This window comes from Halorubrum sp. SD41, assembly GCF_058630335.1.
Genome location: NZ_JBZVGZ010000023.1, coordinates 38,401 through 54,348 on the forward strand (window position 1 = coordinate 38,401; position 15,948 = coordinate 54,348).

Below are 15,948 nucleotides of genomic sequence, written 5' to 3' on the forward strand. Positions count from 1 at the left end.
GACGCCCGAGTCGGAGGTATGCGAACCCGCGTGTCGCGCCGTCTCGGGTGGTCGCGGTGAGCGTGAGCCAGCGGGTCGCCTCCGACGACCAGCTCGCGCGGCTGCTCCAGATCGGAATCGTGCTCGAGGAGGTCGTCGAAGCGCGAACGCACCGCCACTACCAGCAGCTGGACGCCGAGCTCGACGAGGAGGTGGAGACGCTGCTCGCGGACGCCGCCGAGGAGTCCGCCGACCACCGCGAGCGGCTGGAATCGCTGATCGAGGGGCTCGGCGTCGACAGCGTCCCGTTCGGCGAGATCGAGTCGCTGGTCGACGCCCGCTACGGGCGGACGCGGCCGGAGGACTTCGACGACGTGCTGTACGACCAGCTGTGCAACGAGGAGACGGCGTACAAGTTCTACGACGACCTCATCGAGGCGATCGAGGACTCCGACGCCGCGTTCTCGATCGACCGCGAGGAGCTGCTCGCCACCCTGACGGCGATCCGCGACGAGGAGGCCGAGGGAGTACGCGAGGTCACGGAGGTCATGGAGCGCCGATGAACCGGAGAGACGAGTCGCCGACGAGCGCCGACGGAGGACAGCCGTGAACACCGCAGATCAGTACCTCAAGACGATATACGTCGTACAGGACCAGGAGGACGGCCCCGCCTCGACGGGGTCGATAGCCGACTCGCTCGGCGTCAGCCCGGCCAGCGCCAACGAGATGATCGGCAAGCTCGAGGAGCGCGGGCTCGCCGAACACGAGAAGTACAAGGGCGTCCGGCTGACCGACGACGGCATCGTCCGCGCCAGAGACGCCCTCCAGACGTACTGTATCATCGAGCGGTTCCTCGCGAACGTCCTCGCGGTCGAGGACTTCCAGGCCGAGGCCCGCGAGCTGGAGGCCGTCATCGACGACACGGTCGCCGAGCGGCTCGACACGATCATCGACCGCCAGCCGGAGTGCCCGGACTGCTTCGACCCCGAGACGGACGCCTGCGCGTGTCTCGAAGTCGCGGCGGCCCCGGTCGAGCCGGAACAGCAGTAGGAACGGTCGCAGAAGATCCGTCAGCGATCCTTAGACGCCGGTCGAGTACCGCAGAATGCCGGCGATGCCGCCGAACGCGTCGAGCAGCTGCTCGCCCTTCTCGAAGTCGGTGGAGATGAACTTCGTGTCCGTCCCGCGCTGTTCCGCGATGGCCATCAGGTGTTCGATGACGTCCTCTCGCTCCTCGACGTCGGCCGCCTCGCCGCACTCGCTACACTCGTGGTCGGGCGTCGAATGGCGGGCGTCGAGCACCTCGTACTCCTCGTGGCCGTTGGGGCACTCGTAGACGACGACGTCGGAGCGGAGGTCCTCGGAGATGAGCAGCCGGTCGACGGATCCCATGATCAGGTTCCGGCGGGTCTGCTCGAACCCGTAGGTCGCCTCCTCGCCGGTGTTGAGCTTCTCGAAGAACTCCTCCATGTTGCGTTTGTCCTCGACGATCTCCTGGTCGGCGAGCACCTCGCTGGCGTTGTCAACGAGATCCTTCAGGCCGGACTCGTCGGTGTAGGCCACGTCGAACTTGCCGAGCACCTTGTCCTGCAGCTCGTGGTGGAGGTAGTCGCCGTCGAGGAACTCGTCTTTCGTCGGCGAGGGGCCGCCGACGAGGATGCCGTCGAGCTCGTGGCGCTTGTCGACGAACAGGTCGTCGGCCATCCCCGCGACCTCCTGATAGAAGTTGTCGATCGCTTCGAGGCGCAGACGGGCGAACCGCTGTGCGGACTGCCCCCCCTTCCGCTGTTTGCCGGGGACGAGCGAGGAGGCGGACTTGACGGGCTCGACGCGTTTCCCCTTCAGCCAGCCGACGTTCGCCTCGCGGCGGTCTAAGACGATGAGCCCGAAGAGTCCGGAGTCCTCGAGCATGTGTTCGAGCGGCTCGGTGAGGAACTCCGAGTCGCAGTGGTAGCGGAACGACTCGACGGGCTGCGGGGGCGATTCCAGGGTCCGCGTGACCATGTCGGTCTGGCCGCCGCCCGCGTCGATGGCGCCCGAGAAGATCACGATCCCGTTGTCGGGCGGGAAGGTGTCGTAATAGCGCAGTCGGTCCTTGATCGACGTCAGCGCGTCTTGGACGTTCGTCCGGGTCTGCTTGGACTTGATGTTCGACGCCTCGCTGTGCTCTTGGGTGACGTGGGCCACCACGTCGGAGATCTGCTTGTCCTCGGGGATGTAGATGGTGACGAGCTGGGTGCCGGAGCCCTCGTAGTCTTTGAGCTCCTCGATGACCTTGCGGAACTCGTACTTCCGGCGGTCCTCGTTCGCCTCCTGTGCGTCGCTACTCATTGCCTGAAATACGGTCGCGTGCGTGTAAGTAAGCTTTGACCTGCCGGCTCACCGGGAGAGCGGTCACCCCCCGGCCGCGATCGGGCGCGACGAGGCGGGAGCCGTCCTCAGGCGTAGTGTTCCTCGAGGTAGTCGACGATGTCGTCGCTCTCGTACATGGTAACGCCGCGGTCGGTGTCGACGAGGTACGGGATCTGGTCGTCGCCGCCCGCGGTGAGCTCGTCGTGGGTGACCTCGTTGGTCACGTCGCCGCCGACATCGCCGGGAAGCCGCGGGTTGTGCGCGACGTAGGAGACGCCGAGCTCGGAGAGCGTCTCGCGGACCTTCGCGCAGTGCGGACACCCTTCCGACTGGTAGAGTTCGAGCATCGGACGACGGTACGGCCGCGGGGAGGAAACCGTTTGCGGGCGTCGCGGTGCGCGAGGCAGGCGGAGCGGTGCGCGAGGCCGGCGGAGCGGTGTGTGTGGCGGGCGCCGACGGAGCTACATCGACTCGGGCGCCTCGACGCCCAGCACGTCGAGCGCGTTCGCCATCGTGTGCTTCGCGGCCGCGACGACCGCGACGCGGGCGTCGCGCAGCTCGTCGGTCTCGGCGGTCACGACCGGGCACTCGCGGTAGAAGGCGTTGTACGCGTCGGCGAACTCGCGGGTGAACGTCGCGATCGTGTGCGGTTCGAGGTCGTCCGCGGCGGCCTCAATCGCCGCGGGGAACCGCGCGACCTCGCGGAGGAGCTCGCGGGCCGCGTCGGTCTCGAGCGCGCCCGCGTTCACGTCGAGCGCGTCGAGGTCGACGTCGCCGTCGGCGTCCGCGGTCACGCCCGGCACGTCGACGCCCTCGGCCGCGGCCTCGTCAAGGATGCCGGCGCAGCGCGCGTGGACGTACTGGACGAACGGGGCCGACTGCGCCTCGAAGTCGAGCGCGTCCTCCCACTCGAAGGTGATCGCCTTCGCGGGCTGCTTCGAGACGATGTCGTACCGCACGGCGCCGATCCCGACCTGATGGGCGATGCGCTCGACGTCCGCGTCGGTGAGGTCGTCGTCGCGGATGCGGTCGTCCATCCGGGACTCGACCGCCTCGCGGGCGCGGTCGATCGCCTCGTCGAGCAGGTCGTCGAGCATCACGCCCGTCCCCTTCCGGGTGGACATCTTCCCGTCGGGGAGGTTGACGTACGAGTAGATGACGTGGCCGAGCCGGTCGGTGTCGTTGCCGAGCAGCTCCAGGGTCGCGTCGAGCTGGTCGGCCTGGAGCTTGTGGTCCTCGCCGAGCACCGTGACGGCGCGGTCGTAGTTGTCGAACTTCCACTCGTGGTGCGCGAGATCCCGGGTGGTGTAGAGGCTGGTGTCGTCCGACCGCAGGAAGACGAGGTTCTTGTCGATCCCCCACTCGTCGAGCTCCAGCTGCCAGGCGTCCTCCTCGTAGACGGCGTGGTCGGTCTCCTTGAGCCGCGCCGCGATGTCGTCGGTGGAACCGTCGCGCATGAACCGGGTCTCCTTGACGAACTCGTCGAACTCCGCGGGGAGCCGCGCGAGGCACTCCTTCATCCCGCCCAGCACCGTGTCGACGACCTCGCCGACGCGCTCGTACGTCGCCTCGTCGCCGGCTTCGAGCCCCTGGAGAATCTCCTGAATCTCCGCCTCCGCGGCCTCGACCGCGTCGGCGTCGGCCTCCTCCAGGAAGGCGTTCCCCTTGCGGTAGTAGCGCACGAGGTCGTACTCCGCGCGGTCGCGCGCGGGGTCGGCGTCGAGGTCGGACTCGTCGAACCGCTCGTACGCCCAGGTGAACACGGCCATCTGCCGGCCGGCGTCGTTGACGTAGTAATGGCGGTCGACGTCGTACCCCGCGTACTCCATGAGGTTCGCGACGGCGTCGCCGACGATCGGGTTGCGCGCGCGGCCGACGTGGACCGGGCCGGTCGGGTTCGCGCTGGTGTGCTCGACGACGACCGAGGTGTCCCGGTCGGGGAGCGCACCGTAGTCGGCGTCGACGGCGGCCGCGTCGAGGGTGTCCGCGAGGTAGCGCTCGTTCGCGTGGAAGTTGACGTACGGCCCCGCGGTGTCGACGCTCGCGACGTAGTCGGTGCCCTCGACCGACACCGCCTCGGCGACCGTCGCCGCGACGTTCGGCGGCGCGTCGCCGACCTCGCCCGCGAGTCGGAACGCGACGCTGGAGGCGAGCGTCGCGTCCATGTCGTCGGGCGGGCGTTCGATGCCGAGGTCGTCGGTCGGGAGGTCGAGCGAGCCGAGCGCGTCCGCGAGCGCCGCCTCGACCTCCGACCGGAACTGCCTGAACATACCGTCCGTTCGACGGGCGGGTTAAAAGGCCCTTCCGAAGCGGCTCGAAACGGAAGACGGGAAATCGGTGGGGCGAAACGTGAAACCCTACGAACCGCAGTGGCGCGTGCCTGTGAGGCCGCATCGCGGCCGAACAGCACCGCGCGAGGGACGCCGCGAGCGACCGGAGGGAGCGAGCGGCAGCGAGGCGCGACGCGCCTCTGGCAGCCGGCGGCGGAGCTGCCGGCGACGAGGCTGGGGAGGTGTTCGCCGTCGATCTGAGCGAGATATCTTTTAAACAGCTACCAGCAACACCACAATCCAATTTATAAGCAACCGATCAAGCATACTCATTCAACCACCCTCGCTATCGATCAACAAGCACTTTTCAGCGACCAGACGTTTCAGGTGAAACTCTGTCTGAAGACTAGGATTTCAACAGCGCCAAATAATCGCCGGTAGACCTGCGGTGAACACCTCCAAGACCCAGCCGCTCACTTATAAACAGCTCATAACGGATCGGCGGTGAACACTTCCAAAGCCCCAGCCGCGAGGACTCGCGCGGCTCGCTGCGCTCCTCGGTCGCTCACTGCGTTCGCTCCCTGCGGTGCTTGCGTCGCCGTGCTTCGTCCTCGCGGCTGCCCCTTTGAGTCCCGCCCCGCACAGCCCCGCACCTCACGCCTCCCCAGCCTCGTCGACCGGCCTCCGCTTCGCTCCGGCCGGTCGACTCCCTCGCGGGCGGTTCGCGGTCGCCTGTGGCGACCGCTCACCGGCGCGCCACCGCGATAACTGATCGTTCATTGATTCGGCTGTATTGACCGCTGCTGGGGCGGAATACATCACTTGTTGAGGATTTCAACAGAGCCGATTATTTATAAGCGAGCGGCCGAGAGTTCGGAAGCACCTCCCGCAGAACAGCCGATCCCGGAGTCGTATTCTTACGAGACGATCTCGTCGATCAGTTCACGCGCGCTGCGCCGGACCGCCGCGTCGCTCTCGATCGACGGCTCCCACCCGAGGTCGGCCAGCTTCTCGATCGACAGGCGCATCTTCGGCACGTCACCGGTCCAGCCGCGGTCGCCGCCGGTGTAGCTGTACTCGGGGTCGACACCGAGTTCCTCGCTCACGATGTCGGCGATGTCGGTGACGGAGGTGGTCGTCCGCGTGCCGAGGTTGTACACGTTGTACGCGTCGTCCGCGCCCTCGACGACGTGCTGGATCGCGTCGACGCACTCGGTGACGTGCATGTACGACTTCTCCTGCCGGCCGTCGCCGAGGATCTCCAGCTCCGTCGGGTCCTCGTCCAGCTTCTCGATGAAGTCGGGGATCACGTTGCCGCGCTGGCGCGGGCCGACGATGTTCGCGAAGCGGAACACCCACGACTGGATCCCGTACGAGTGGGCGTGCGTGGAGATGAGCCCCTCGTCGGCGAGCTTCGAGGAGCCGTAGATCGAGATGGGCTCCATCGGCGCGTAGTCCTCGGCCGTCGGGCGCGGCGCCTCGCCGTAGACGGTCGACGAGGAGGTGAACGCGAAGCGGTCGACGCCGACCTCGCGCATGCGATCTAAGACGTTGTACGTCATCGCGGTGTTCTCCTCGAAGAGGACGCGGTCGTCGTCGTAGTTCGTGTCCGTGTACGCCGCGAAGTGGAAGACGACGTCGAGGTCGCCGGTGACCGCGCGGGCGACGTCGTCGGGGTCGGTCACGTCGGCCGCGACGAACTCGGCGCCGGCGGGCACCCGGTCGCGGGTCCCCTTCGAGAGGTCGTCGGCGACGCGGACGGCCGCGCCGCGGTCGAGCAGGTCGGCCGCGAGGTGGCTCCCGACGAGGCCGGCGCCCCCGGTGACGAGGACGCGCGAATCGGCGAGGTTCATACCGGTCGGTCGGCGCTCGCGGATAAGTAGGTGTGGAATCGGGACGGGGTCGGCGGTCGAGGCGCCGCTATAAGTTCTCGAACGCCTCGTCGACGATTTCACCGGTGTCGGCGACGATATTCTCCATCTCGTCGTCGTCCGGCGCCATCCCGACGAGCCGGGCGATACGCATGATCGAGACGTGGTAGACGCGCTGGACGCCGGGCTCCTCCTCCCAGATAACGACGTTACACGCCATCAGCGCGCCGAGCTTGTTGTCGGTCGCGTCGAGCGCTCGGTCGGCGACCTCGGGGTTACACGCGCCCAAGACGTAGTAGGGGTCGCGGCCCGCGTCCACCTTCTCGTTGAGCATCTCCGACGGCGAGAACTCGACGGGGACGCCGAATCCGGCGTCGGTGAACACCTCGCGGACGTGTTCGATCGCCGCCTCGTGATCCATCTCGAGGGTGGCCTGCTGTTCGCCGATGTCGTCCGGGTCGATCTGCGTCGGGTCGATGGGAAGCGTCATTCGTGTATCGTCTTGGACCTACGTAACAAAGTCTCTTCGGATGGCTCGGCGAGAAAGCGACCCATCACCCGATCGAACGGCGTTGCGGCCGACGCGACCGGGGGTAGTATTGTACTGTTTGGGAACAACTTTAACCCGCTCTGCCGCCGTATCGTCCGATACGATGACCGCGTCAGTGCGCGAGGACCTCGAACGCGACATGGAGTGTCTGGACCTCCTGGAGTGTATCCACGGGCTCAACGAGCGGGATCGGGCGGTGTTTCGGGCGCTCCAGCAAGCGGACGAGGCGCTCACCGTCGACGACGTGGCGGAGCGGCTGGGCTGCGAGCGCTCGACGGCGCACCGGTCGATCTCGCGACTGGTCGAGGCCGAGGTGGTCGCCCAGCGGCAGGTGAACTACGACCACGGCGGATACTACTACGTGTACCGGCCGCGGACGCGCGAGGAGGTCGCCCGCGAGATGCGGCGGCTGCTCAACAGCTGGTACGCGACCGTCGGGCGGCTCATCCAGGAGTTCGAAGATCGGTGTGACGGGGGGGCGAGCGACGGCGGGGACCGCTCGGCTCCCTCCGGTTCCTAGCGGGCGGTCGGTCGCGTCGCTCACCGCAGTATTGTGTGAAACATACAAAATAAATAAATCGCTGGGGACCGAAGGGAGACGCATGGCCGAAGACACGGGTGCGGCCGGATCGGCGACGACCGGCGACGACGCGCCCGCCGAGTACGTGCGGGCCAACCGCGAGGCGCTGGTCTCGCTGGCCCTCGATCTGCTCGCGGTCGACACGTCGAATCCCCCCGGCGACACGCGCGAGGTCGTCGCGGAGATCGAGCGGTTCCTCGACCCCCTCCCGGTCGAGGTCGAGCGGTTCGCCGTCGACCCGGCGAAGCCGAACCTACTCGTGCGGGTCCCCGGCGACGCCGACCGCACGCTGCTGTACAACGGGCACCTCGACACGGTGCCGTTCGACGAGACGGAGTGGACGCGCGATCCGCTCGGCGAGCGCGACGACGACCGCGTCTACGGGCGGGGCGCGACCGACATGAAGGGCGCCGTGGCGTCGTTGCTGTTCGCGATCCGAGCCTTCGCGGCCACCGAAACCGACCCGGCCGTCGACCTCCTGTTCGCCTTCGTGAGCGACGAGGAGGTGGGCGGCGACGCCGGGCTCCCGGCGCTGCTCGACGCGGGGGCGCTCGACGCGGACGCCTGCGTGATCGGCGAGCCGACCTGCGAGGAGGGCCGCCGCTCCGTCACGGTCGCGGACCGGGGAAGCATCTGGCTGACGCTCGAGGCGTCGGGCGAGGCGGCGCACGGCTCCCGGCCGACGCTCGGCGTCAACGCCGTCGACCGACTGTACGACGCCGTCGAGACGATGCGCGATCGATTCGGCACCGAGCGGCTGGCGATCGGCGCCGAGATGGAGCCGATCGTCGAGGAGTCGGTCGCGTACTACGCCCCGTCGATGGGCGAGGCGGCCGCGCGGGACCTCTTCCGGTACCCGTCGATCAACCTCGGCGTCTTCGAGGGCGGCGACGCGGTGAACGCCGTCCCGGGGGCCGCGCGCGCCGAGATCGACGTGCGGCTGACGGCGGGCGTCCACACGCCCGACGTGCTCGCGGGGATCCGCGAGTGCGTCGCCGACTGCGAGGGGGTCACGGTCGCCGACGTCTCGTGGAGCGTCGGCACGGCCGAAGACCCCGACGGTCCGCTCGTCGAGGCCGTCGCGTCGACGGCGGCGGCCGTCACGGGGGACCGCGTCTTCAGGCGGAGCGCCACGGGCGGCGGCGACGCCAAGAAGCTCCGGAACGCCGGGATCTCGACCGTCGAGTTCGCGCTCGGGACCGACACGCTCCACGCGCCCGACGAGTACGTCCCGGTGGACGCGCTCGTCGACAACGCGGTCGTCTACGCCCGGCTGCCGGCGGCGTGGCGGACCGAGACGGACCGATAGTCGACGCCCCGCACCCGCCCGGTACACGTCGGTGGGACGGTCGGGATACCGCGATCGCGACCCCCCTGTCCGAGTGTTTTTAGAATATTGGAATTTACTCACAATATTAATACCACACGCCGGCAACTACCGCGTGTGAGACAGCCATGACCGACATCGAACCCGACGAGACCGTCGACGCGAGGGGCGCGGCGTGCCCCGGCCCCCTGATGGACCTCATCGGCGCGATTCGGGGCGCGGAGTCGGGAGACGTCGTCCGACTGTTGAGCGACAGCGAGGGATCGCTCACCGACGTCCCCGAGTGGGCCGAGGAGGCCGGTAACGAGCTGCTCGCCGTCGAGGAGCTCGACGACCACAACGCGTTCTACGTGGAGAAAGCATGACCGAGCGCGTCGTCATCGTCGGGGGCGGGACCGGCGGCACCGTCCTCGCCAACGACCTCGCCGATCGGCTCGAACCCGAGCTCGACGCCGGCGACATCGAGGTCACTCTGATCAACGACGACCCCGACCACGTCTACAAGCCGGTCTGGCTGTACGTGCCGTTCGGACAGCGCGAACTGGCGGACGGTCGCCGCGCGCTCGACGAACTCGTCGACGAGGCGGTCGACCTCCGGATCGATCGGGTGACCGAGATCGACACCGACGCCCGGCGGCTCCGGTTCGACGGTGGCGAGCCGTCGATGGAGTACGATCACCTCGTCTTGGCGACCGGATCGACGCTGGAGCCCGACCGGGTTCCCGGCCTCGCGGAGGGCGGCCACGACTACTACAGCGAGTCGGGCGCGACCGCCCTCCGCGACGAGTTGCTGGAATTCACCGAGGGCGAGCTCGTGTTGAGCGTCGTCGGCACCCCCCACATGTGTCCGGCGGCGCCGCTGGAGTTCGTCTTCATGGCCGACGACTGGTTCCGCGAGCGCGGCCTGCGCGAGGACGTCGACATCACCTACACGTACCCGATCCAGCGCGTCCACGGCAATCCCCACATCGCCGAGTGGGCCCGACCGATTATGGAGGAACGGGATATCAACGTGGAGACGTTCTTCAACGCCGAGTCGGTCGACTCCGACGCGGAGACGGTCACGTCGATGGAGGGGACCGAGCTCGACTACGACCTCCTCGTGACGATCCCGCCCCACGGCGGCGTCGACCTGATCGAGGCGGCCGGGCTCGGCGACGACGGCTGGGTCGACGTCGACAAGCACACGCTGGAGGCCGAGGCCGCGGAGGACGTCTACGCGCTCGGCGACACCGCCGACACCGGCGTCCCGAACGCGGGCAGCGTGGCGCACTACCAGGCCGGCGTCGTCGGCCGGCGCCTCGCCAGCGAGGTCCGCGGTCGCCCGGCGACGGCGACGTACGACGGCAAGACGCTGTGCTTCGTCGAGACCGGAATGGATTCGGCCTCGTTCGTCGAGTTCGACTACGAGACCCCGCCGTCGCCCGCGCCGCCCTCGGAGAAGCTCCACTGGTCGAAGCTGGCGTACAACGAGTCCTACTGGCTCACCGCGCGGGGGCTGCTCTGACCATGTCCGAGACGGAAGCTCCCGAGTCGCCCGACCTCGAAGCGGCGATAGCGGAGAACCCGGAGGCCGTCGCCGGGTTCGTGGAGCGGCTCGACGCCGTCAACGAGCTGCTGGACGTGCTCTCCTTGGGCGAGAGCGCGCTCGACGACGAGATGGTCCGCGAGCTCTCGGCAACGGGGTCGACGCTCGCGGAGTCCGCCGACGGGCTGGCGACCGACGAGACCGTCGCGCTGGCCGAGGCGGTCGGCGAGAACGGCGACGAGCTGCGGGCGGCGCTCGACACGCTGCTCGAACTCCAGCGGAGCGGGACGCTCGACGAGCTGGCCGAGATCGCCGAGGTCGGGTCGCTGGCGACCGCGGCCCTCGACGACGAGATGGTGAGGTCGCTGGCCGGCACCGGCGCCGCGCTCGGCGAAGTGGCGCAGACCGCGGCCGACGACGACGCCCGCGACGGCGTCGAGACGCTGCTGAAGGGCGTCGGCGAGGCGGAAAGCGAGTCGCCCGAGCGAGTCGGCGCCGTCGGGCTGCTCCGCGGCGTGCGCGACCCGGAGGTCCAGTACGGGCTGGGCTACCTGCTGGCGGTGGCGGGCGCGATCGGCCGCGAGCGATCCGGTCGCGAGTGAGCCGATCGCGAGCGCACCGCTGGGGAGTCGTAGCGGGAGAACGGGAGTTCGGGGATCGGAACAGCGGTTCGTTTTTCGGCGGTCAGACCAGCAGCTGGATGTCCGCCTCGGCCATGTCCTGAAGCGCGGTGGCGGCGCCGACGCCCGTGGTGACGCCGTCGTAGAAGTCGTCCTCGTCGTAGTCCATCAGGTCGATAGTCATCTGACAGGCCTGGAACTCCACGCCCATGTCGAGGCTCGTCTCGAGGAGCTCCTCGACCGTGGCGGTGTCGTTGTCCGCGATCCGCTTTTCCATCATCCGCGTCGTGACGCGGTCCATGCCGGGGAGCGCGGCGACGGCGTTGGGAACGGGCATGTTGGGGTTGCCGACGGAGCTGAGCTTGAGGTTCTTCGAGCGCTCCTCGTGGAGGATGTCGAGCCCCCAGAACGTGTGGAAGACGGTCACCTCGTAGCCGAACGCGGCCGCGGTGCTGGCGAGGATGAGCGGCGGGTACGCCATATCGAGCGTCCCCTTCGTGGCGATGATGCTCATCTTCTTGCCGCCGTCGGTGGCCTCGGCGAGCGCGTCCTCGAGCTCGTCGACGCGCGCGGCCAGCTCCGCGCGGGAGGGGGCGTCGCCGTCGGTCGCCTCGGAGGAGTCGTCGGCCGACGCGTCGGGTGTGTCCGTGCCCATCGTTACTCGGTCTTGCGGACGTAGTGTTTGTACACGTCGTCGCCCTCCGTCTGGTCGACGAGCTCGACGCCCGCGGTGCCGTCGGCCCAGCCGTCGATGTCGCTCATGCTGCCGGGGTCGGTCGCCAGCACTTCGAGGACCTCGCCCGCGGCGAGACCGTCGATGGCGGACTTCGTCTTCACCACTGGCATGGGGCACGATGCGCCTTTCACGTCGAGCGTCTCCGCGATGTCGAATTCGGAACTCATTGTGTATCTGCTCCGGTCGTGTGTATTGGAGCTATCGCACAATACCCTCCAGCAAGGTAAAAGATTGTTGGTTCTTGTGAACAGCGCCAACTACCATATAACGCGAAACGTATTCAGGCACCCCATAACCCGTATTAGATACTTTAGAGGAATATCTGACGCCCACGTCCGGCAGTAGTATTGTTCAAAAAAGGAAATACTATGAAAATGCTTTTGTGCGTCGACCCGGTAGAACCGACTGCGAAATATGAATGCCGACGACTTTCCGACTCCGGACGTCGACGTCGACTCCGTCGACCCGGACTCGCTCAAACATCGAATCGACGCCGGCGAGGACGTGACGATCCTCGACGCGCGTATGGGGTCTGACTACGAGGAGTGGCGCATCGACGGCGAGAACGTCACGTCGATCAACGTCCCGTACTTCGAGTTCCTCGACGACGAGATCGACGACGACGTCCTCGATCGGATCCCCGACGACCGCGAGGTGACCGTGCTGTGCGCGAAGGGCGGCGCCAGCGAGTACGTCGCGGGCGCGCTCGCGGAGCGCGGCTACGACGTCGACCACCTCGAAGACGGGATGAACGGCTGGGCGAGCATCTACGAGGCCGTCGAGGTCGAGCGCTACGACGGCGCCGGCACGCTGCTCCAGTACCAGCGCCCCTCCTCGGGCTGCCTCGGCTACCTCCTCTACGACGGCGGCGAGGCCGCGATCATCGACCCGCTGCGGGCGTTCACCGACCGCTACCTCGACGACGCCGACGACCTCGGCGTCGACCTGACGTACGCCATCGACACGCACGTCCACGCCGACCACATCTCGGGCGTGCGCGACCTCGACGCCGAGGGCGTGGAGGGCGTCATCCCGGCGGCCGCCGTCGACCGCGGCGTCACGTACGCCGACGAGCTGACCACGGCTGAAGACGGCGACACCTTCGAAGTCGGCGACGCGACGATCGAGGCCGTCTACACCCCCGGCCACACGACCGGGATGACCTCCTACCTCGTCGACGAGAGCCTGCTCGCGACCGGCGACGGGCTGTTCGTCGAGAGCGTCGCTCGCCCCGATCTCGAAGAGGGCGACGAGGGCGCCCCCGACGCGGCGCGCACCCTGTACGAGTCGCTACAGGAGCGCGTCCTCTCGCTGCCCGACGACACCCTGATCGGCGGCGCGCACTTCAGCGACGCCGCGGTCCCGGCCGACGACGGCACCTACACGGCGCCCATCGGCGAGCTCGTCGCGGAGATGGACGCGCTCACGATGGACGAAGGGGAGTTCGTCGACCTGATCCTCTCGGACATGCCGCCGCGGCCGGCCAACTACGAGGACATCATCGCGACGAACCTCGGGCAGAACGCCGTCGACGACGAGGAGGCGTTCACCTTAGAGCTCGGGCCGAACAACTGCGCCGCCAGCCAGGACTCGCTCGCGGGTGACTGACGACGCACATGGTCGCTGACCCAGTACTGCTGCAGGCTGTCGCCGAGCTGTTCCCCAACGGGATCAGCCGGTACGCCGTCGGCGGACTGCTCGTCGGCCTCGGGACCGTCCTGATCTACGTCGGGACGGGGATCCCCGCCGGGGCGAGCACGTTCCTGGAGTCGACGCTGTCGTACGTCTCCGACCAGTCGCGGTTCCAGCGGTACGTCGGCTCGCGAGACTGGCGGGTCGTGTTCACGGCCGGCATCGTCCTGGGCGGGCTGGCGTTCGCGGCGACGTTCCAGTCCGGACTGGTCACGAGCCCGCTGTACGAGCCCGGAACGACCGGCCAGCTGTACGAGGTCGCCGGCGTGACGCTGTGGACGACGGAGATCCAGCCGTGGCGGCTGTTCCTCGGCGGGATCTTAGTCGGTGTCGGGACCCGCGTCGGGAAGGGGTGTACGTCCGGCCACGGCGTCTGCGGCGTCGGCTCGGCGTCGAAGACGTCGCTGGTCGGCGTCGCGACGTTCCTGACCGTGGCGATCGGGACCGCGCAGGTCGTCGCCGCGCTGGGGGTGAGTCCGTAATGCGCGAGACGCGAGCGTCTCGAACTGCGCGAACGGGAGCGACCGGAGGGAGCGACACGTGAGCGCGGACCGCCATCCCCTGTTCAAGCCGCTGGTGTTCGTCGGCGGTATCATCTTCGGGTTCGGCCTCGGGTTCAGCCACATGGCGCGGCCGGAGGTCGTGGTGAACTTCCTCCTGTTCGACGATCTCGGGCTCCCGTTCGTGATGTTCGGGGCCGCGATCGTCTCCGGGATCGCGTTCGCGCTGCTGCCCCGGGTCCGGGACGCCGCGCCCCTCACGGGCGACCCCTACGAGCGCCGGCTGAAACCGTTCGACCGGAACGTCCTCGTCGGCGGCGCCGTCTTCGGCGTCGGCTGGGGGCTCTCCGGGATCTGCCCGGGCGCCGCGTACGCCAGCCTCGGGGTCGGCAACGTCACGATCCTCTGGGCGCTCGGCGGGATGTTCGTCGGGGCGTACGCGCAGGGCTACTGGCGGAGCCGGAGCGGGGCCCGCGACGCCGCCGCGGCGGGCGCGGACTAACGCACCCTCCGATGGACCCCGCTCTCGTCGCCCTCTTCGTCGGCGCGGCGCTCGCCAGCCTCTTCATGGCGTGGGTGATCGGCGCCGGGTCGAGCGGCGCGACGCCGTTCGCCCCCGCCGTCGGCGCGAACGCGATCGGCACGATGCGCGCGGCCCTTCTGGTCGGCGTCTTCGGCTTCGCCGGCGCCGTCACGCAGGGCGGAAACGTCTCCGAAGCCGTCGGCAGCGGCCTCGTCGGCGGCATCAGTCTGCCCGTCGCCGGCGTCATCCTCGTGCTCGTCCTTGGCGCGGGACTGATGGCGGTCGGCATCACCACCGGGATCCCGATCGCGACCGCGTTCACCGTGACCGGCGCCGTCATCGGCGTCGGCCTCGCGCTCGGCGGGACGCCGGTCTGGTCGAAGTACCAACAGATCGGCGCCGTCTGGGTCCTCACGCCGTTCGTCGGCGGCGGCATCGCGTTCGGTATCGCCTCCGTCCTCCCGCGGCCCGGCGTTCCCGAGCGGTACAGCGTCCCGGCCCTCGCCGGGCTCGTCGGGAGCGTCCTCGCGAACGTCCGATTCAGCTTCCTGGGTGACGGGCCCGAATCGGGCACGCTCCGCGGCGTCGCCCAGCACGCGCTGGGGGTCGACGGGCTCGCGTCGGCGGTCGCGATCACGGGCCTGGCGGCGCTGGCCGTCGCGGCCGTCGTCCGGTGGGACGTGAGCCGCGACGAGGAGGACGGACTGCGGCGCGTCCTGCTCGCGCTCGGCTCGCTCGTCGCGTTCTCCGCGGGCGGGAGTCAGGTCGGGCTGGCGGTCGGACCGCTGCTCCCGCTGCTCGACGAGGTGGGGATGATCTCGACGACCGCCGCGCTCGTCGGCGGCGGGTTCGGGATGCTGGTCGGCTCGTGGACCGGCGCGCCGCGGATGATCAAGTCGCTCGCGCAGGACTACTCCTCGCTCGGGCCGCGCCGCTCCATCTCGGCGCTCGTCCCGTCGTTCCTCATCGCGCAGCTGGCGGTGCTGCTCGGCGTTCCCGTCTCGTTCAACGAGATCGTCGTCAGCGCGATCATCGGGAGCGGCGCGGCCGTCGGGGGCCGCGACGCGGTGGACGCGCGGAAGATCCTCGTGACGGTTGGGGCGTGGGCGGGCTCGTTCGCCCTCTCGTTCGCGCTCGCGTACGCCGCGGCGGCGCTCTTTTTATAAACGGACGCGCCGCGGCGTCAGTTCTTTATAAGTGTTCAATCTGACGCGGTGGCGCGTGCCGACGAGCGCCGCAACGCGGCGCGAGTCGCACGCGCGAGGGAGTCGGGCGCGACCAGGGCGACCGAAGGGAGCCCGAAGACGCGCCCGACGAGGCTGGGGAGGCGTGAGGTGCTGTGCGGGGCGGTGCGGGGCGGGACTCAAAGGGGCAGTCACCGGCGGCTCCGCCGCCGGTTTCCCGTGGCGCGTAGCGCCAC

Annotated in this window: 18 protein-coding genes; 11 read left to right on the forward strand and 7 right to left on the reverse strand. The window is 68.8% G+C overall.

Translation table 11 applies throughout. From position 1 onward, the window contains the following. The first annotated feature begins 56 nt into the window (after positions 1-56). Positions 57-542, forward strand: coding sequence for a ferritin family protein (locus tag AC4NMM_RS11775; protein WP_096396174.1), 486 nt, complete (start codon positions 57-59; stop codon positions 540-542). Positions 543-585: 43 nt separating this feature from the next. Continuing rightward, on the forward strand, positions 586-1,029 hold the full coding sequence (locus AC4NMM_RS11780; RefSeq protein ID WP_096394064.1) for a metal-dependent transcriptional regulator: 444 nt from the start codon (positions 586-588) through the stop codon (positions 1,027-1,029). A 30-nt stretch (positions 1,030-1,059) separates the two neighbouring features. Here the strand turns inward: AC4NMM_RS11780 and prf1 are convergent, their stop codons facing one another. The 5 genes from prf1 to AC4NMM_RS11805 all read right to left on the reverse strand — a co-directional run bounded on the left by prf1 (position 1,060) and on the right by AC4NMM_RS11805 (position 6,962). After that, a complete protein-coding gene (prf1, locus tag AC4NMM_RS11785) occupies positions 1,060-2,310 on the reverse strand; it encodes a peptide chain release factor aRF-1 (RefSeq protein WP_096394065.1) in 1,251 nt (416 codons plus the stop codon). Positions 2,311-2,417: 107 nt separating this feature from the next. Next, positions 2,418-2,678: a glutathione S-transferase N-terminal domain-containing protein gene (locus tag AC4NMM_RS11790; RefSeq protein WP_096394066.1), complete on the reverse strand. Its 261-nt coding sequence runs from the start codon at positions 2,676-2,678 to the stop codon at positions 2,418-2,420. A gap of 114 nt (positions 2,679-2,792) precedes the next feature. Then, on the reverse strand, positions 2,793-4,601 hold the full coding sequence (gene argS / locus AC4NMM_RS11795) for an arginine--tRNA ligase (protein ID WP_491924335.1): 1,809 nt from the start codon (positions 4,599-4,601) through the stop codon (positions 2,793-2,795). Positions 4,602-5,518: 917 nt separating this feature from the next. Continuing rightward, positions 5,519-6,454: an NAD-dependent epimerase/dehydratase family protein gene (locus AC4NMM_RS11800; protein WP_096394068.1), complete on the reverse strand. Its 936-nt coding sequence runs from the start codon at positions 6,452-6,454 to the stop codon at positions 5,519-5,521. A gap of 67 nt (positions 6,455-6,521) precedes the next feature. Continuing rightward, positions 6,522-6,962, reverse strand: coding sequence for a DUF302 domain-containing protein (locus AC4NMM_RS11805; RefSeq protein WP_096394069.1), 441 nt, complete (start codon positions 6,960-6,962; stop codon positions 6,522-6,524). A 163-nt stretch (positions 6,963-7,125) separates the two neighbouring features. Between AC4NMM_RS11805 and sta1 the strand changes: the two genes are divergently transcribed. From sta1 to AC4NMM_RS11830, 5 genes are all read left to right on the forward strand, one after another. Further along, positions 7,126-7,542 (forward strand): Sta1 family transcriptional regulator, encoded by a 417-nt coding sequence (gene sta1, locus AC4NMM_RS11810; protein ID WP_172863938.1) that lies wholly within the window; start codon positions 7,126-7,128, stop codon positions 7,540-7,542. Between the two features lie 82 nt (positions 7,543-7,624). Next, positions 7,625-8,911: a M20 family metallopeptidase gene (locus tag AC4NMM_RS11815; RefSeq protein WP_491924336.1), complete on the forward strand. Its 1,287-nt coding sequence runs from the start codon at positions 7,625-7,627 to the stop codon at positions 8,909-8,911. 146 nt (positions 8,912-9,057) lie between these two features. Further along, complete coding sequence (locus AC4NMM_RS11820; RefSeq protein WP_096394071.1) at positions 9,058-9,294, forward strand: sulfurtransferase TusA family protein; 237 nt, start codon at positions 9,058-9,060, stop codon at positions 9,292-9,294. After that, positions 9,291-10,436, forward strand: a complete 1,146-nt coding sequence (locus tag AC4NMM_RS11825; protein ID WP_491924337.1) for an NAD(P)/FAD-dependent oxidoreductase — start codon at positions 9,291-9,293, stop codon at positions 10,434-10,436. Before AC4NMM_RS11820 ends, AC4NMM_RS11825 begins: the two co-directional genes overlap by 4 nt. A gap of 2 nt (positions 10,437-10,438) precedes the next feature. Continuing rightward, a complete protein-coding gene (locus AC4NMM_RS11830; protein WP_491924338.1) occupies positions 10,439-11,059 on the forward strand; it encodes a helical membrane plugin domain-containing protein in 621 nt (206 codons plus the stop codon). A gap of 82 nt (positions 11,060-11,141) precedes the next feature. Here AC4NMM_RS11830 and AC4NMM_RS11835 read toward each other — a convergent pair whose 3' ends face one another. Together AC4NMM_RS11835 and AC4NMM_RS11840 are read right to left on the reverse strand one after the other, a co-directional pair. Continuing rightward, positions 11,142-11,732 carry a DsrE/DsrF/DrsH-like family protein gene (locus AC4NMM_RS11835; protein WP_491924339.1) on the reverse strand — a complete coding sequence of 197 codons (591 nt, stop codon included), beginning with the start codon at positions 11,730-11,732 and terminating at the stop codon, positions 11,142-11,144. 2 nt (positions 11,733-11,734) lie between these two features. Continuing rightward, a complete protein-coding gene (locus AC4NMM_RS11840) occupies positions 11,735-11,980 on the reverse strand; it encodes a sulfurtransferase TusA family protein (protein WP_092920632.1) in 246 nt (81 codons plus the stop codon). Positions 11,981-12,227: 247 nt separating this feature from the next. Here AC4NMM_RS11840 and AC4NMM_RS11845 point away from each other — a divergent pair, with 247 nt between their 5' ends. From AC4NMM_RS11845 to AC4NMM_RS11860, 4 genes are read left to right on the forward strand one after another with little or no spacing between them, the layout of a single operon-like run. Beyond that, the gene (locus AC4NMM_RS11845) at positions 12,228-13,421 is read left to right on the forward strand and encodes an MBL fold metallo-hydrolase (RefSeq protein WP_096394075.1); all 1,194 of its coding nucleotides are present in this window, start codon (positions 12,228-12,230) and stop codon (positions 13,419-13,421) included. Positions 13,422-13,429: 8 nt separating this feature from the next. After that, entirely contained in the window at positions 13,430-13,987 is a 558-nt protein-coding gene (locus AC4NMM_RS11850) for a YeeE/YedE family protein (RefSeq protein WP_096394076.1), read from the forward strand. A 58-nt stretch (positions 13,988-14,045) separates the two neighbouring features. Continuing rightward, positions 14,046-14,507: a YeeE/YedE family protein gene (locus AC4NMM_RS11855; RefSeq protein WP_491924340.1), complete on the forward strand. Its 462-nt coding sequence runs from the start codon at positions 14,046-14,048 to the stop codon at positions 14,505-14,507. An 11-nt stretch (positions 14,508-14,518) separates the two neighbouring features. Then, the gene (locus AC4NMM_RS11860) at positions 14,519-15,694 is read left to right on the forward strand and encodes an inorganic phosphate transporter (RefSeq protein ID WP_491924341.1); all 1,176 of its coding nucleotides are present in this window, start codon (positions 14,519-14,521) and stop codon (positions 15,692-15,694) included. Positions 15,695-15,948: the final 254 nt, after the last annotated feature.

Bases quoted from the DNA above. Each gene is read 5' to 3' on its own strand.
- AC4NMM_RS11800 (WP_096394068.1), bottom strand. From the start codon at position 6,454: ATGAACCTCGCCGATTCGCGCGTCCTCGTCACCGGGGGCGCCGGCCTC.
- sta1 (WP_172863938.1), top strand. From the start codon at position 7,126: ATGACCGCGTCAGTGCGCGAGGACCTCGAACGCGACATGGAGTGTCTG.
- prf1 (WP_096394065.1), bottom strand. From the start codon at position 2,310: ATGAGTAGCGACGCACAGGAGGCGAACGAGGACCGCCGGAAGTACGAG.
- AC4NMM_RS11790 (WP_096394066.1), bottom strand. From the start codon at position 2,678: ATGCTCGAACTCTACCAGTCGGAAGGGTGTCCGCACTGCGCGAAGGTC.
- AC4NMM_RS11820 (WP_096394071.1), top strand. From the start codon at position 9,058: ATGACCGACATCGAACCCGACGAGACCGTCGACGCGAGGGGCGCGGCG.
- AC4NMM_RS11815 (WP_491924336.1), top strand. From the start codon at position 7,625: ATGGCCGAAGACACGGGTGCGGCCGGATCGGCGACGACCGGCGACGAC.
- AC4NMM_RS11840 (WP_092920632.1), bottom strand. From the start codon at position 11,980: ATGAGTTCCGAATTCGACATCGCGGAGACGCTCGACGTGAAAGGCGCA.
- AC4NMM_RS11805 (WP_096394069.1), bottom strand. From the start codon at position 6,962: ATGACGCTTCCCATCGACCCGACGCAGATCGACCCGGACGACATCGGC.
- AC4NMM_RS11825 (WP_491924337.1), top strand. From the start codon at position 9,291: ATGACCGAGCGCGTCGTCATCGTCGGGGGCGGGACCGGCGGCACCGTC.
- AC4NMM_RS11860 (WP_491924341.1), top strand. From the start codon at position 14,519: ATGGACCCCGCTCTCGTCGCCCTCTTCGTCGGCGCGGCGCTCGCCAGC.
- AC4NMM_RS11835 (WP_491924339.1), bottom strand. From the start codon at position 11,732: ATGGGCACGGACACACCCGACGCGTCGGCCGACGACTCCTCCGAGGCG.
- argS (WP_491924335.1), bottom strand. From the start codon at position 4,601: ATGTTCAGGCAGTTCCGGTCGGAGGTCGAGGCGGCGCTCGCGGACGCG.
- AC4NMM_RS11845 (WP_096394075.1), top strand. From the start codon at position 12,228: ATGAATGCCGACGACTTTCCGACTCCGGACGTCGACGTCGACTCCGTC.
- AC4NMM_RS11850 (WP_096394076.1), top strand. From the start codon at position 13,430: ATGGTCGCTGACCCAGTACTGCTGCAGGCTGTCGCCGAGCTGTTCCCC.
- AC4NMM_RS11830 (WP_491924338.1), top strand. From the start codon at position 10,439: ATGTCCGAGACGGAAGCTCCCGAGTCGCCCGACCTCGAAGCGGCGATA.